Here is a 13359-nt window from a genome sequence, read left to right on the forward strand (position 1 = left end):
CTTACGCGGCCTTCGCAATTTTCGTTACGAAATCGGCATAGGCCATTTCCGGGCGCGGGCCCATGTGGCTGATGACTTCAGCGGCGGCCAGTGAACCCAGTTGGCCGCACATCTGCATATCCATGCCTTGTGTCAAACCATACAGGAAACCGGCGGCGTATTGGTCGCCTGCGCCCGTTGTGTCCATCAATTGGGCAACCGGGGCGGCGGCGATTTCGATGAATTCACCATCGGCCACAATGACCGATCCTTTTTCGCTGCGGGTCAGGGCGGCGATGCCGACTTTTCCGGCAACGATTTTGGCGGCCTGTTCAAATGTTTCGGTTTGATAGAGGGAGATGATCTCCGCCTCGTTCGCGAACAGAATGTCGGTGTGGTTTTCAACGAAATTCTGGAAGTCTTCGCGGTGACGATCAACACAGAACGGGTCGGACAGGCTCAGCGCTACGCGGTTGCCGGATTTGTGTGCAATGTCGGCGGCGGCGCGGAACATGGCTTTGGCTTGTTCCGGGTCGAACATGTATCCTTCCAGATATGTGACTTGGGCATTCTGGATCAGCGATGAATCCAGATCATCCACGCCCAGTTCCAGACATGCGCCCAGATAGGTGTTCATGGTGCGCTGGGCATCCGGTGTCACAAACACCAGGCAGCGGGCCGTCGGTGCACCAACGATCAGCGGGGTGGTGTTGTACACAACGCCCATATCGCGCATTTCCTTGCGGAACACTTGACCCAGCGTATCGTCAGCCACTTTGCCGATATACGCACCCTTGCCACCGAAGGACGCCACGCCTGCAATCGTATTCCCGGCCGATCCGCCAGAACGTTCAACCGTATCGTTCATCAGGCCATACAGTTCCACCGCACGCGATTGCTCGATCAGCGCCATGGCGCCTTTGATCATGCCGGCATCGGCTTGGGATTGGATAAACGCATCATCCGTATGGGCCAGAACGTCAACGATGGCGTTACCAATGGCAACAACGTCAAGAGAGCGAGAGGACATCAGCGGTTGATCCTTGTCTTTCAGTGGGTTTAATGGTTTGATTTTACGCGTCATTCATAAGGGATCAGGGGCATCATGGCCAAGAAAAAAGCGCAGGAATCCAAGAAAAAAACCGCATCCAAGGCAACCCCAAAGGGTAAAAACGCCCCGGTTTCCGCCATTCCTGTGCGCACGATCTCCATTCGGGACCGTGTGGTTCATGCGGCACTGGCGCTGGCCGCCGATCTGCGCTGGGCGGATGTCAGCCTGTCCGACATTGCCCGCCATGCCGAGATTGATCTGGCCACCTTACGCGAACACTTCATGGACAAGGACGATATTCTGGTCGCCTATGGCCGCATGGTCGATTGCATCGTGCTGGACCGTTTCCCGGCGGGCACGTTCGATGCCGAAACGCCGCACCGTGATCGCTTGTTCGATATTCTGATGGAACGGTTCGATGTACTGAACGATGACCGCGATGCGGTTTTGTCCTTCCTCGATTCATTCAAGGGCGATCCGAAACAAGCCATCATCGGCCTGCCGCACCTCGGCCGTTCGATGGAATGGATGCTGGCCGCCGCTGGCGTCGATATGCCCGGCTGGATGGGCGCGGTGAAGGTTACGGCTGTGACCGGTGTCTATCTCTACGCCGCCCGCGCCTGGATGCAGGATGACAGCGTCGATCTATCCAAAACCATGGCGGCACTGGATCGCGGTCTGGCCCGGATTGATGGCTGGGCGGAACGGGTTTTGGGGCGGTAACCTTCTTACTCGTCATACCGGCGCAGGCCGGTATCCATAGGATAGAACGTATGGACCCCGGCCTTCGCCGGGGTGACGGATGGGGGTGGATGGCTTACGCTGCCGCGTATTGCGCCACGTGCTGTTCTTCCCACAAATCGCGCAGGATGTCGGCGAAGGCGTCGACTTCGTCCAGGCTGTGGGCCGCGGTGGCGGTCAGGCGCATGCGTTCGGTGCCTTTGGGCACGGTCGGGTAATTGATCGGCTGAACATACATGTTGTAGTCGTTCAGCAGAATGTCCGTGACCAGCTTGCAGCAGCTTGAATCACCCACCACCAACGGCACGATGTGGCTTTCACCCTGCATGAACGGCAAATTGTCGCGGGTCAGGCGATCTTTGAACCGTTTGACGTTGGCGCGCTGGCGTTGACGTTCGATGGATGAATTCATCAGATATTCCACGCTGGCCTTCGCACCCGCCAGAACAGCCGGGGGCAGGGACGTGGTAAAGATAAAGCCGGAGGCGAAGGAGCGCACGGCATCAACAATCGAGGCGCGCCCCGCGATGTAACCGCCGATCAGGCCGTAGGCTTTGCCAAACGTGCCTTCGATAATATCGATGCGATCCATCAGGTCGCGTTCTTCGGCAACACCCGCGCCGCGTGGGCCATACAGGCCGACGCCATGCACTTCGTCCAGATAGGTCAGTGCGCCATATTTTTCAGCCAGCGCGATGATCTCCGCCATCGGGCAAATATCACCCTCCATTGAATAAACGGATTCAAAGGCGACGATTTTCGGGCGTTTCGGATCGGCTTTTTGCAACAACTCTTCCAGGTGTGCCAGGTCATTGTGGCGGAAGACGGCTTTCTCCGCGCCGCTGCTTTTCATGCCATGGATCATGGATGCATGGTTCAGCGCGTCAGAGAAAATAATGCAGTTCGGCAACATGCGGCCAATGGTGCCGAGGGCCCCTTCGTTCGCGGTGTAGCCGGATGTGAAGACAAGGGCCGCTTCCTTGTTGTGCAGGCGGGCCATGGTGGCTTCCAGTTCGACGTGATAACGCGTCGTGCCGGAAATGTTACGCGTGCCACCCGCGCCAGAGCCGCAGGCATCAATGGCTTCGTGCATGGCGTTCAGGACGACGGGGTGTTGCCCCATGCCCAGATAATCATTGCTGCACCAGATGGTGACTTCGCGGGATGTGCCGTCGGGGGCGTGATACATGGCTTGCGGAAAACGACCCGCGATACGCGACAGCGTGGCGAAGGTGCGGTAACGCCCTTCGGTTTTCAGCTCAGTGATGCGGTCAGCAAAAAATCCGGTGTAATCAAAGCCAGTCATACGCGTGGGCCCCTCTATTTTTATGCCTGCACCGTAACCAAATCATCCCGAGAAAACAACATTATGATGACCTTTCATATAGGGGCATTGTGGGTTGTAAAACGGACTTTTTTAGTCCCCATTGCGGGGCGAAGGGCGTGGATGTACACTTTTCCCAGTATTTGAAGGATTTACCCCGGCAATTTCGGGCCGGAGAAAAGTAGTTGAGAATGCTTATCATTTTCGGTTCAGTAAATATGGATATGACCCTGCCGGTGCCGTCAATGCCGATCCGCGGGGAAACCATGGTGATTCCCGCTTACGAGATCACCCCGGGGGGCAAGGGCGCGAACCAGGCGCTGGCCGCCGCGCGCATGGGGGTGCAGGCCGTGTTGGTCGGGCGTGTGGGCAAGGATGTCTATGCCTATGAAACCATCACCACCATTCGCCGTCAGGGTGTGGTGACATCCGGCGTATCCGAAGATGAAACATTGCCAACGGGCACCGCCGTGATTTTGCGTGAACCGGATGGATCAAACCGCATCATTGTGGCCAATGGCGCGAACAAGGCGTTGGAGCATGATCAGGTTCCCGACGAAATTTTAAAACCAACCAATATGCTGCTGGCGCAGATGGAAGTGGCTCCGGAACAGGTCTTCACCCTGATCCGTCGCGCGCATGAGAAGAAAGTGAAAATTCTTCTGAACGCGGCACCCGCCTGTGATATCCCGGCGGATGTTTTGCGCATGGTTGACGTCCTGATCGTGAACGAGGTCGAAGCGGCGCGTCTGGCTGATTTTTGCCGCTTGAAACACGACAACACACCCGAAGGCATGGCCCATGCGCTGGCCGGGGTAACGCATAAAACATGCATTATTACACTGGGCCCGGATGGATCGGTGGCCGTTTTGGATGATGGATCGGTTGTGCGTGTTCCGGCGTTGCCGATTGATCGCGTTGTTGATACGACCGGGGCAGGGGACGCGTATTGCGGGACGCTGGCCGCGTTGCTGGCGGATAAAATGAATATGCGTGAAGCGTTGCGCTGGGCTGCGGTTGCGGGCTCGCTCGCCTGCACGAAAAAAGGCGCATTGAGCGCCTTTGCCTATTCCGATGATATTCGTGATGCGTTGAAAAATTTGCCGCTGGTATAAACTATGCGGCGATATTCACGGTCGTGCCACGGGACGTGGACACGGGAACGGATGCGACAGATTCCTGTAACATCTGCACCATTTGTTGCTGCATGTCGGCGGCTTGTTTGATCATTTCCATCGCGATGGCCTGTTGCGTCATGGCCATGTTCGCGGCGATCATTGCGGGCAATTCAGTCATTTAACCAATCCTTGGTCATTCAATACGTTCTGTTGAAATTATATTAGCAGGGTCTTAATAAACGCTAAACCCCTTAATTATACCTTTTTAATCTGATGCTTACGGTAATAGCGCTTGCAGGCGGCATACAGTTCCTCAGCCAGGGCCCGGCCTTCTTTCCCACCGGGGCCCTTCAGATTCGATGTGGCGATGACGGTCATGCTTTTGTGGTGAATGGACACGATATCCAGCGCGTCTTTATCCAGCCGTTCCACACTTTCAAGAAAATCCAACAACACGGCGGCAATTTCCGACATCAGGCGATAGCCGAACATGCCGCCCCCGGCTTTGAGTTCCATGGTCGGGCGGCTGAGCAGGTCGCGGCATTCCGGCGTTGGTGTTTTCAAAGCCTGGGAAATGCGCCGTTCCAATTGTGACAAATATTCGCGGGCGTAGGGCAGGAAATCAAAATCATTGGTTTCAATAAATCGTTCGGCGCGTTCCATGCGCAGGGCATCAATACCGCCATGGCCAATTTTCTGGCGTAATGTATTGGGGGGCGTGATGTATCGCACGCCATCGGGTTTATGATCGTCCACGGTTGGAAAATCGCTCATTCCACTGTCCCTGTGACGTCTTTTGTTTCCTGTCGCAAGCGTTTCAGGATGGTTTGAATGCGCTCGTCATTCGCGGTTTGTGGCGCGTTTGTTTGTCTGTCACCGCCGCGTTTAAAAGGGCCCTTGAATTCATCGTTTTTACGGCGGCGGCGGTCGGGGCCAAAAAATTCATTGGCATCAACGAAACGGCGCGGCTTTTCAATCAATTGTTCAATGCGGGTATAAAGGTCTTTGGCCGTGAACGGCTTGACCAAAAATTCCGTTATACCAACATCGCGTGCCTGTTCCACGCGCACACGGGCGCTGTACCCGGTCATCAGAACAATCGGCACATACGGATTGGGGCATTTGGGATCGGTGCGAATACGATTGCATAAATCAATCCCGTCCTGTGGTTCCATCAACCAGTCGGTGATGACCAGATCGGGATTGTTAACGCACATGATGGCAAAGGCCTCGTCCGCGTCGACAGCCGTATAAACATTTTTGAATCCAAAAATTTTTAAAAGCGATGCGGTCAGCGCCAGCATCGGACGCATATCGTCTACGACCAGAACGGACGCTTTTTCAAATTGGTAGGTCATTGTCGGAGCATGTTCCGTTCAGTCTGAAAATATAGTATTGGTCAGTATCCGATGGTTGGCTGATGAAACCGTAAATATTGGTCCAATTCAGTCACTTGGCTGGGGAAAACAATAATTTTTAAGGGAAGAGCAGGGCGAAAATGGCGGAAATCAAGGGAAGCGGCGGACTGGTTCTGGTTGATGCACTGCACCGTTTGGGCGCGCGGCGAATCTCCTGCGTGGCCGGGGAAAGCTATCTGCCGGTTCTGGATGCCCTGCTGGATTATCCCGATATAGACGTGATTACCTGTCGTCACGAGGGCGGGGCCGGGTTTATGGCCGAAAGCTGGGGCAAGCTGACCGGGCAGCCGGGTATTTGTTTTGTCACGCGCGGCCCGGGTGTGTGCAATGCGTCTATCGCCGTGCATACCGCGAAACAGGACTCAACACCGCTGATCGTCTTCATGGGCCAGGTGCGCCGTTGGGAACGCGGCCGCGAAGCGTTTCAGGAAGTGGATGTGCGCGCCGTGTTTGGCGATCTGGCCAAATGGGCAGTGGAAATTGATGACCCGTCCCGCATTCCCGAAATTGTCAACCGCGCATGGCATGTGGCCACGACGGGACGACCGGGGCCTGTGGTCATCGGCTTGCCTGAGGATATGCTGAGCGAAATGACCACGGCGGTGCAGGCGGATTATGCTGTACCGGAACCCATCGGCATCGCGCCCGCGGCATTGGATAAAGTGGCAACGATGATCCGTGAATCATCGCGCCCGCTGGTCATCCTTGGCGGGGCCGGGTGGGATGATGCGGCGTGTGCAGAATTTGCAAGCTTCGCCAGCGCCGCACATTTGCCCGTTGCGGCGGCGTTTCGTCGCCATGACCTGATCGACCACCGTCATGCGTGTTATGTCGGTGAATTGGGTACAGGACCGAACCCAAAGCTGCTGGAACGTGTCAAACAATCCGATCTGCTGATCGTTGTCGGGGCGCGGTTGGATGAAATTACGACGCAGAGTTATGCCCTGATCGATGCGCCGGTGCCAACGCAGAAATTGATTCACATTCATGCCGATGCAGCGGAATTGGGCAAGGTCTATACGCCGACACTGGCCATTCAGGCCGATATGATTCCGGCGGCCAGTGCCTTGGCGGGGATTGCCTTTAATCTGGGTGGGCGTGAACGTGCCGGGTGGAAGGATGATGCCCGTGCCGATTTCACGGCATGGACAGATATTGATCTGGCCAACCGTCCGACCTTTAACGGCCCGGATATGACGGCGATTTTCTCTTACCTACGCGATGTGTTGCCGGACAATGCGGTGGTGACCACCGATGCCGGGAACTTCAGCGGTTGGGCGCAACGATATTTACGCTATCGCCGCCCGGGGCGTTTGTTGGCCCCGTTGAGTGGTGCGATGGGCTATGCGGTGCCATCTGCGGTTGGTGCATCCATTCATCACCCGGATCGTGTGGTTCTGGGGCTGTGCGGCGATGGCGGGTTTATGATGACGGGGCAGGAACTGGCCACCGCCATGCATCACGGGGCGCATCCGGTGATTATGATTTGTAATAACGGCATGTATGGCACCATCCGCATGCACCAGGAACGCAAATACCCGGGCCGGATCAGTGCCACAACCTTGACCAACCCGGATTTTGTCGCGTTGGCACAGGCCTATGGCGCATTTACCGCGCGGATCAGCAAGACCGAAGAGTTTGCGGGCGTTTGGGAACAGGCCGTGAATGCAGGGCGCGTGGCGGTGATTGAAATCGCCATGGACCCACGGCAATTGACGACAGGCGCGGTTTAGAAAAATTTGCGTCACCCCGGCGAAGGCCGGAGTCTTCGTCCATTATGGCTGGAAGATTCCGGCTTTCGCCGGGATGACAGTGGTGGATGGATTTAGGTATTCAGCGCTTTCGCATAATCGTTCATGGCTGTCGCCATTTTGATATCCAATGCGGTGATACCACCCGCATCATGGGTGTTTAAAGTCACATCCACACGGTTCCACACGTTGAACCATTCGGGATGGTGATTCATTTTTTCGGCCAGAAGCGCGCAGCGGGCCATAAATCCCCATGCTTCGTTGAAATCGGCAAAGCGGAAGGATTTGTGCAAGGCATCCTTGTCCGTGGCCAGAGCCCAGCCTTCCAATTCCTGTAATGCAGTGGAAACAGCGTCGCGTGTCATTTTCGTTTGGACCATTGTTCTTTTCCCCGGAATGGTTAAACTAGCGTTCGTCAAAGTCATCACGGTTTTTCAATGGGGTCAAGGTCATGGACCGGAAGCAGATTATTATGAGTTTTTCCGTTCCGCCCTCCACGGAGGATCTGGAGGTCATGGCACGCGAAGTGCTGGACACCGTGCCGGAGGAGTTGGTCGGGTTCTGTGAAGACATGAATGTCGTGGTCGAAGAGTTCCCGGATTCTGTCGTGGAGCAGGAACTGGAACTGGAAGATCCGTATGAACTTCTGGTTCTGTATCGCAGCGGTGCGGAAATTTCGCCCGGCGTGACCAAGAAAAGCACAGACGAAGAAGACACTATGATCGTCTATCGTCGCGCCTTGCTGGATTTGTGGTGCGAAACCGGTGATGATCTGGGCGCGCTGCTGCGTCAGGCCATTATCGAAGAGATTGGCCAGAACTTCGATTTCTCGGAAGAGGAAGTGGAAGATATGGTCGGCCGCCATTATCAGGGCATGCTGTAGGTTTTAAAAATCACAGATGGACACGGATAAACACGGATCATTGCGGTCCGTGTTTTTTATTGTCACTTCCTCCACCCGCTTCGTCATCCCGGCCTTCGCCGGGGTGACGGGTGTGTGGGACTACGCCGCTAATCCGCGTTCCATAAAACGCGCCATGCGGCGGGCGAAATTGGCGGGGTCGGGAATGGGTTCGCCTTGGATAATCCGGGCCTGATCCAGCAGCAAATGGGCAGCATCGTGCAAATCCGGGCTGTTGGTTCCGGCATTTTGCGCCAATGTGCTAAGGCGTTGGATCAACGGGTGGTCTTCGTTCACTTCCAGAATGCGTTTGGACTGCGCGTCATATTTCTGGTGAATTTTCAGGACGCGTTCCATGTGCATGTCCACCTCGCCTTCGGCGGCAACCAGACAGACGGGAGAGTCCGTCAAGCGTGACGAAATCCGCACATCGCCCACTTCATCTTTCAGCAGGTCTTTAAGCGAGGCGAGCAACGGCGTTGTGTCGCGGTGTTCAGATTCTGGCTTTTTATCGTCCGTTTTGTTCTGTTTTTCGAATTTTGACAGATCAATCGAGCCTTTGGTCACGGATTTGAACGGCTTGCCATCAAAATCATGGATTTGTTGCAGCCAAAAATCGTCGATCGTATCAGTCATCAGCAGGACTTCGATGCCGCGGGCCTTGAACCCTTCGATCTGCGGGCTGTTTTTCAAAGTCTCCAGATTTTCACCGGTGATATAGTAGATGGAGTCTTGCCCATCCTTCATCCGCGATACGTAATCGGACAGGGATGTCAGCGTATCCTCCTGATGGGTGGAGAAGAATCGCGCGATTTTGAATAATCCTTCGCGATGTTCAACAGCATCGTACAATCCCTCTTTCAGCACGGGCCCAAACTGGCCCCAGAAGGTTTTGAAGGCCGCTGGATCGTCCTCGGACAGTTTGTTCAGATCGGACAGGATGCGTTTGGCCACACCGCTGCGGATTTTGGCGATAACCGGGTTCATTTGCAGCATTTCCCGGCTGATGTTCAGCGGTAAATCCTCGCTGTCGATCACGCCACGCACGAACCGCATCCACGGGTACATTAACCCGTCCATCGTATCGCTGATAAAGACGCGTTTAACGTACAGGCGCACCGATGTCTTGCGACCAGGGTCATACATATCCCACGGGCGCAATGTCGGGATATAGAGCAGGGCGGTGTATTCAATTTTCCCTTCCGCGCGCCAATGGCTGGTCAGAACGGGCTCATCCAGCCCGTGGCTGATATGGCGGTAGAATTCTTCGTATTGTTCGGTGGTGATGTCCTGCTTCGACCGCATCCACAGGGCCGAACCCGCATTGACGGGTTTTTCGTCAATTTCCGTTTTGGCCGGGTCGGACAGATAAACAGGAACGCTGATATGATCGGACCAGATTTGAATAACCTGTTTCAGTTTTTCATCAATCAGGAAATCGCTGGCATCGTCATTGACGTGCAGAATGATCAAGGTGCCGCGGCCACTGGACAGTTTTTTGGCTTCGTCTGCTGTGGCTTCGCGTATGGTGAATCCCGCGCGGCCATCGGATTCCCAATGGTGTGTTTCGGCTGTGCCCGCGCGACGGCTGATGACTTCGACCTTATGCGCGACCATAAAGCTGGCGTAGAAACCAACGCCGAATTGACCGATTAAGGACAGGCGGTCCTGATCATTGGCCGGATTGGATTTAATCTGTTCCATCATGGCCCGGGTGCCAGATTTGGCGATGGTGCCGAGGTTGTCGATCATTTCCTGACGCGACATGCCGATGCCGTTATCCTGAACATGCAGGCAGCGGTATCCCGTGTCCTTGAACACGTTGATTTTAAAAGTGGTGTCACCGCTGGTCAGCGATGGGTCGCGAATGGATTCATACCGCAAGCGATCACATGCATCGGCAGCATTGGACACCAATTCACGCAAGAATACATCGCGGTTCGAATACAAGGCATGGGCCACGATATCCAGCAGGCGGGATACGTCGGCACCGAAGTTCATCGTTTCGTTTGTCATCGTTTACTTTGCCTCTTTGTCTATCGTCATCCCGGCGAAGGCCGGGATCTTTTTCCATTATGGCCACAAGATCCCGGCCTTCGCCGGGATGACGGCCTGATGGGGTTACGGGTACAGCATGGATCGGACCCAGTCATCGCCATCGCGTGTGTAAGCAACGCGGTGATGCATGCGGTGGGGGCCGTCCTGCCAAAATTCAATACGGGTCGGGATGATACGGTATCCGCCCCAATGTGCGGGGCGTGGAATATCCGCTGTGCCGTCATACAATTCTTCCAGCGTCTTTACCCGTGTTTCCAGTGCGCTGTAATGATCCAGCGGGCGGGATTGGTCGGATGCGGCGGCGGCCAATTGGCTTTCGCGCGACCGGCTGTGGAAATAGGCATCGGATTCTGCATCGCTGACACGCTCCACGCGACCTTCGGCCCGGATCTGGCGGCGCAGGGATTTCCAGTGGATACAGAATCCCGCCACCGGGTTGGCGGTCAGGGCGTTGCCCTTGCGGCTCTCTCCATTGGTATAGAATACGAAACCGCGTTGGTCGTAATCCTTGAGCAGCACCATCCGTACCGAGGGCATGCCATCGCCGTCCACGGTGGCCAGGGCCATCGCGTTCGGGTCGTTGGGTTCGCTGGCCGTTGCCTGTGCCATCCAGTTGGAAAACAGGGCAAAAGGATCGGCGGGAGCCTGATTGGCGTTTTCCAGATTATCAAATGTGTCCATATTTTGTGCAACCACCCCAAACAGGGTCTTTTTTTTGCTTCATTTAACACATAGAGTCACATCATAAATAGGGGGCTGTGGCTCCAAGTTCAATCAGGAAAAGGACTTGAGAACGATATGAAGAACATGATTTTGACATTGATGGCGGTTGCAGCGCTCGGCTTGGCCGGTTGCCAAACCACCGGTGGCCAGAAACAAACCTGGGGCACGGGCCTCGGCGCACTGGCTGGCGGTCTGGCCGGTTCCCAGGTGGGCAGCGGTTCCGGCCGTCTGTGGGCCACGGGTGCTGGCGTTCTGCTCGGCGGTCTGCTGGGCAGTGAAATCGGTGCATCGCTGGACAAGGCTGACATGGCCTATGCCCAACAGGCACAGAACAGCGCCATGACGTCCAAGGTTGGTGAGACGATCACCTGGAACAACCCGCAATCGGGTAACTCCGGTACCTACACCGCGACCCGCGATGGTTACAGCGACAGCAACCGTTATTGCCGCGAATACCAACAAACGATCAATGTTGGTGGCCGCAAGGAAACCGGCTATGGCACGGCGTGCCAGAAGCCGAACGGCGACTGGGAAATTATCAACTAATTTCTCCGTACAGAGTTTTAAAAGGCCGCTTGGAAAAGCGGCCTTTTTTATTGGGCTGTGAAGTTTGTCATTCCGAGCGCAAGAGAGGAATCTCATCTCGTGCGGACCTTATGAAGAGGAGATCCCTCGTCGCTTCGCTCTGTCGGGATGACAATGTGGACCTTTACTGGTCGGAAAGGCCATCATCATCCTGTGATGTTTGCGGTGGGCGGGCGGAGGATGATCCGCCGCCAAGGCCTGGCGCGCGCGGTGTCATAGCCGGTGTTGTTGGCGCGCGTGGTACAAGGGGCGGTGTCGGTCGCGCATCATCCGGAATAATGTTCAGATCGTTGGCGGCCTGAAGCTTGCGGACATAGGCTGGATCTTTGATGGTGACGGCAATCGCGCTGGAAACACTGGCCAGGGCGGGGCTGTCCTCGCAAAAATCCAGAATATCGCTGAACGTGACAATCTGGCCCTGGCGGTATTTTTCCATGATGTTCTCACCAACAGTGCGCAGGGCTTCCCACGCTGTTTTATGACGGGTGCCTTCAAATTCGCGCCGGGCGGCTTCGTCGGGTGTTTTGCTGCCGCTGGCTAGCGCGGCCTCAAATGCGCGGCCTGCGGCTTGCAAGGCAGCGGCGCACCATCCGGCGATATGGCCGTCGATCAGGCCCTCGTTCTGACGGTTGGCGGCTTCGCGGAAGGCTGTGCTGTTGCGGGAACCCATGCCGATTTCAATGACGTCGTGGATCACGCGATCAATCATCCGTTCATGCAGGCGCTGGTTATATTTATCTTCGGCAAACGGGCTGTGAATATCATGAATGGCAAGGATGGATGCCGGTTGAATATGCGTCAATTCCGAAACCAGAAAGCCCGTGGCACGAATGAATGTGTCGTGGCTGGTGTTGACCGCCGCGGACAAGATGATATCGCGCGGTTCGCCGCGCCAGGCCATGTCCTGTGCGGGTTGGCAGAAATAAATCCACTGGTTCAGAGATACGCCGTCATAGGTCAGGCCAATCTGTTCCGCAATTTTCATGGCGGTATCGATTTGTTTTTTACGGGCTGGCGGACGGCGCATCATTTCGGCGTAGGCATATTCCGTAGCGTCTTTTGCTAACGCAAAAGGGTACTGTTCAGGTGTTGCGCCGGGACGACGTTGCAGCGCGGCCATAGCGCGGTCATGGGCCAGTTTCTCAATCGCGTCCTTGTCCCCGTTGATACATCCCATGATACTGCTGAAAACATCCGCGCGCATGCAGGTGGCTGGGTTGGTTGTGTCATTCGGGTCGGGCAATAAAATCCCGCCGCGAAAATCGGTTTCGTAATCGGGATTGTTGCGCAGCGCGGCCATACGCAACGCAAACCAGGCCAGATGCCAGGCCAAAGCCCGCGCGGCGTGGGCGTTGTCGATGTCGTCCATGTTAAAGGTGGCCAACGCCAGAATGTTATCCTGACTGGCCAGTCCGCCGAACAAGCTTTCCCGCCAAATACCAAGACCGAGGAACGAGGAACGTTCGTCATCCTGCCCGGTTTTCAGCATGCGGATGGCCGCTTCGCCGGCGGGGTGGGTTAAGAGCTCCTGGGAGGCGCTGCTCAATGCCTCCAGCCTTTGGCCGTTGCGATGCGCCAGAAAGACCAGATGAACCGTGCGATCATGGTCACGCACCTGGCGCGCCACGCTATGGCAGATTTGTTCGGCAAGGTCACTCGGGATGGCCATCGATGAATTCCGTAATCCATTCAAAAGACTGGGAAATTACA

General features: G+C 55.7%; 14 protein-coding genes. 5 read left to right on the forward strand and 9 right to left on the reverse strand.

The window, feature by feature from the left end; translation table 11 throughout:
* Nucleotide 1: 1 nt before the first annotated feature.
* Nucleotides 2-1009 (reverse strand): adenosine kinase, encoded by a 1008-nt coding sequence (locus MICA_RS03645; RefSeq protein ID WP_236619958.1) that lies wholly within the window; start codon nucleotides 1007-1009, stop codon nucleotides 2-4.
* Nucleotides 1010-1084: 75 nt separating this feature from the next.
* Between MICA_RS03645 and MICA_RS03650 the strand changes: the two genes are divergently transcribed.
* Nucleotides 1085-1753, forward strand: a complete 669-nt coding sequence (locus tag MICA_RS03650) for a TetR family regulator (RefSeq protein WP_014102342.1) — start codon at nucleotides 1085-1087, stop codon at nucleotides 1751-1753.
* A 94-nt stretch (nucleotides 1754-1847) separates the two neighbouring features.
* Here the strand turns inward: MICA_RS03650 and hemA are convergent, their stop codons facing one another.
* The gene (gene hemA, locus MICA_RS03655; RefSeq protein WP_014102343.1) at nucleotides 1848-3077 is read right to left on the reverse strand and encodes a 5-aminolevulinate synthase; all 1230 of its coding nucleotides are present in this window, start codon (nucleotides 3075-3077) and stop codon (nucleotides 1848-1850) included.
* Nucleotides 3078-3286: 209 nt separating this feature from the next.
* Between hemA and MICA_RS03660 the strand changes: the two genes are divergently transcribed.
* Nucleotides 3287-4210 (forward strand): ribokinase, encoded by a 924-nt coding sequence (locus MICA_RS03660; RefSeq protein WP_041793783.1) that lies wholly within the window; start codon nucleotides 3287-3289, stop codon nucleotides 4208-4210.
* A gap of 1 nt (nucleotide 4211) precedes the next feature.
* Here MICA_RS03660 and MICA_RS03665 read toward each other — a convergent pair whose 3' ends face one another.
* The 3 genes from MICA_RS03665 to MICA_RS03675 all read right to left on the reverse strand — a co-directional run bounded on the left by MICA_RS03665 (nucleotide 4212) and on the right by MICA_RS03675 (nucleotide 5571).
* The gene (locus MICA_RS03665; protein ID WP_014102345.1) at nucleotides 4212-4391 is read right to left on the reverse strand and encodes a hypothetical protein; all 180 of its coding nucleotides are present in this window, start codon (nucleotides 4389-4391) and stop codon (nucleotides 4212-4214) included.
* Between the two features lie 77 nt (nucleotides 4392-4468).
* Nucleotides 4469-4987, reverse strand: coding sequence for a hypothetical protein (locus tag MICA_RS03670; protein ID WP_014102346.1), 519 nt, complete (start codon nucleotides 4985-4987; stop codon nucleotides 4469-4471).
* Nucleotides 4984-5571, reverse strand: a complete 588-nt coding sequence (locus MICA_RS03675) for a response regulator (protein WP_014102347.1) — start codon at nucleotides 5569-5571, stop codon at nucleotides 4984-4986. Before MICA_RS03675 ends, MICA_RS03670 begins: the two co-directional genes overlap by 4 nt.
* A 140-nt stretch (nucleotides 5572-5711) precedes the next feature.
* Between MICA_RS03675 and MICA_RS03680 the strand changes: the two genes are divergently transcribed.
* On the forward strand, nucleotides 5712-7364 hold the full coding sequence (locus tag MICA_RS03680; RefSeq protein WP_014102348.1) for a thiamine pyrophosphate-dependent enzyme: 1653 nt from the start codon (nucleotides 5712-5714) through the stop codon (nucleotides 7362-7364).
* A 92-nt stretch (nucleotides 7365-7456) separates the two neighbouring features.
* Here the strand turns inward: MICA_RS03680 and MICA_RS03685 are convergent, their stop codons facing one another.
* A complete protein-coding gene (locus tag MICA_RS03685; RefSeq protein WP_014102349.1) occupies nucleotides 7457-7762 on the reverse strand; it encodes a 4a-hydroxytetrahydrobiopterin dehydratase in 306 nt (101 codons plus the stop codon).
* Nucleotides 7763-7833: 71 nt separating this feature from the next.
* Here MICA_RS03685 and MICA_RS03690 point away from each other — a divergent pair, with 71 nt between their 5' ends.
* The gene (locus MICA_RS03690; protein WP_014102350.1) at nucleotides 7834-8265 is read left to right on the forward strand and encodes a metallopeptidase family protein; all 432 of its coding nucleotides are present in this window, start codon (nucleotides 7834-7836) and stop codon (nucleotides 8263-8265) included.
* 120 nt (nucleotides 8266-8385) lie between these two features.
* On the opposite strand, the gene htpG is transcribed toward MICA_RS03690, so the two are convergent.
* Nucleotides 8386-10299, reverse strand: coding sequence for a molecular chaperone HtpG (gene htpG, locus MICA_RS03695; RefSeq protein ID WP_014102351.1), 1914 nt, complete (start codon nucleotides 10297-10299; stop codon nucleotides 8386-8388).
* A 105-nt stretch (nucleotides 10300-10404) separates the two neighbouring features.
* Entirely contained in the window at nucleotides 10405-11022 is a 618-nt protein-coding gene (gene pdxH / locus MICA_RS03700) for a pyridoxamine 5'-phosphate oxidase (protein ID WP_049782089.1), read from the reverse strand.
* Nucleotides 11023-11139: 117 nt separating this feature from the next.
* Between pdxH and MICA_RS03705 the strand changes: the two genes are divergently transcribed.
* Nucleotides 11140-11610: an RT0821/Lpp0805 family surface protein gene (locus MICA_RS03705; protein WP_014102353.1), complete on the forward strand. Its 471-nt coding sequence runs from the start codon at nucleotides 11140-11142 to the stop codon at nucleotides 11608-11610.
* Between the two features lie 163 nt (nucleotides 11611-11773).
* Here the strand turns inward: MICA_RS03705 and MICA_RS03710 are convergent, their stop codons facing one another.
* Nucleotides 11774-13318, reverse strand: coding sequence for a hypothetical protein (locus tag MICA_RS03710; protein ID WP_014102354.1), 1545 nt, complete (start codon nucleotides 13316-13318; stop codon nucleotides 11774-11776).
* Nucleotides 13319-13359 lie beyond the last annotated feature (41 nt).

Source organism: Micavibrio aeruginosavorus ARL-13, from assembly GCF_000226315.1.
Taxonomy (GTDB): Bacteria; Pseudomonadota; Alphaproteobacteria; order Micavibrionales; family Micavibrionaceae; genus Micavibrio; species Micavibrio aeruginosavorus_B.

Coding starts and splice junctions, on each gene's coding strand:
- pdxH (WP_049782089.1), bottom strand. CDS start 11,022: ATGGACACATTTGATAATCTGGAAAACGCCAATCAGGCTCCCGCCGAT.
- MICA_RS03680 (WP_014102348.1), top strand. CDS start 5,712: ATGGCGGAAATCAAGGGAAGCGGCGGACTGGTTCTGGTTGATGCACTG.
- MICA_RS03660 (WP_041793783.1), top strand. CDS start 3,287: ATGCTTATCATTTTCGGTTCAGTAAATATGGATATGACCCTGCCGGTG.
- MICA_RS03705 (WP_014102353.1), top strand. CDS start 11,140: ATGAAGAACATGATTTTGACATTGATGGCGGTTGCAGCGCTCGGCTTG.
- MICA_RS03650 (WP_014102342.1), top strand. CDS start 1,085: ATGGCCAAGAAAAAAGCGCAGGAATCCAAGAAAAAAACCGCATCCAAG.
- htpG (WP_014102351.1), bottom strand. CDS start 10,299: ATGACAAACGAAACGATGAACTTCGGTGCCGACGTATCCCGCCTGCTG.
- hemA (WP_014102343.1), bottom strand. CDS start 3,077: ATGACTGGCTTTGATTACACCGGATTTTTTGCTGACCGCATCACTGAG.
- MICA_RS03690 (WP_014102350.1), top strand. CDS start 7,834: ATGGACCGGAAGCAGATTATTATGAGTTTTTCCGTTCCGCCCTCCACG.
- MICA_RS03685 (WP_014102349.1), bottom strand. CDS start 7,762: ATGGTCCAAACGAAAATGACACGCGACGCTGTTTCCACTGCATTACAG.
- MICA_RS03645 (WP_236619958.1), bottom strand. CDS start 1,009: ATGTCCTCTCGCTCTCTTGACGTTGTTGCCATTGGTAACGCCATCGTT.
- MICA_RS03665 (WP_014102345.1), bottom strand. CDS start 4,391: ATGACTGAATTGCCCGCAATGATCGCCGCGAACATGGCCATGACGCAA.
- MICA_RS03710 (WP_014102354.1), bottom strand. CDS start 13,318: ATGGCCATCCCGAGTGACCTTGCCGAACAAATCTGCCATAGCGTGGCG.
- MICA_RS03670 (WP_014102346.1), bottom strand. CDS start 4,987: ATGAGCGATTTTCCAACCGTGGACGATCATAAACCCGATGGCGTGCGA.
- MICA_RS03675 (WP_014102347.1), bottom strand. CDS start 5,571: ATGACCTACCAATTTGAAAAAGCGTCCGTTCTGGTCGTAGACGATATG.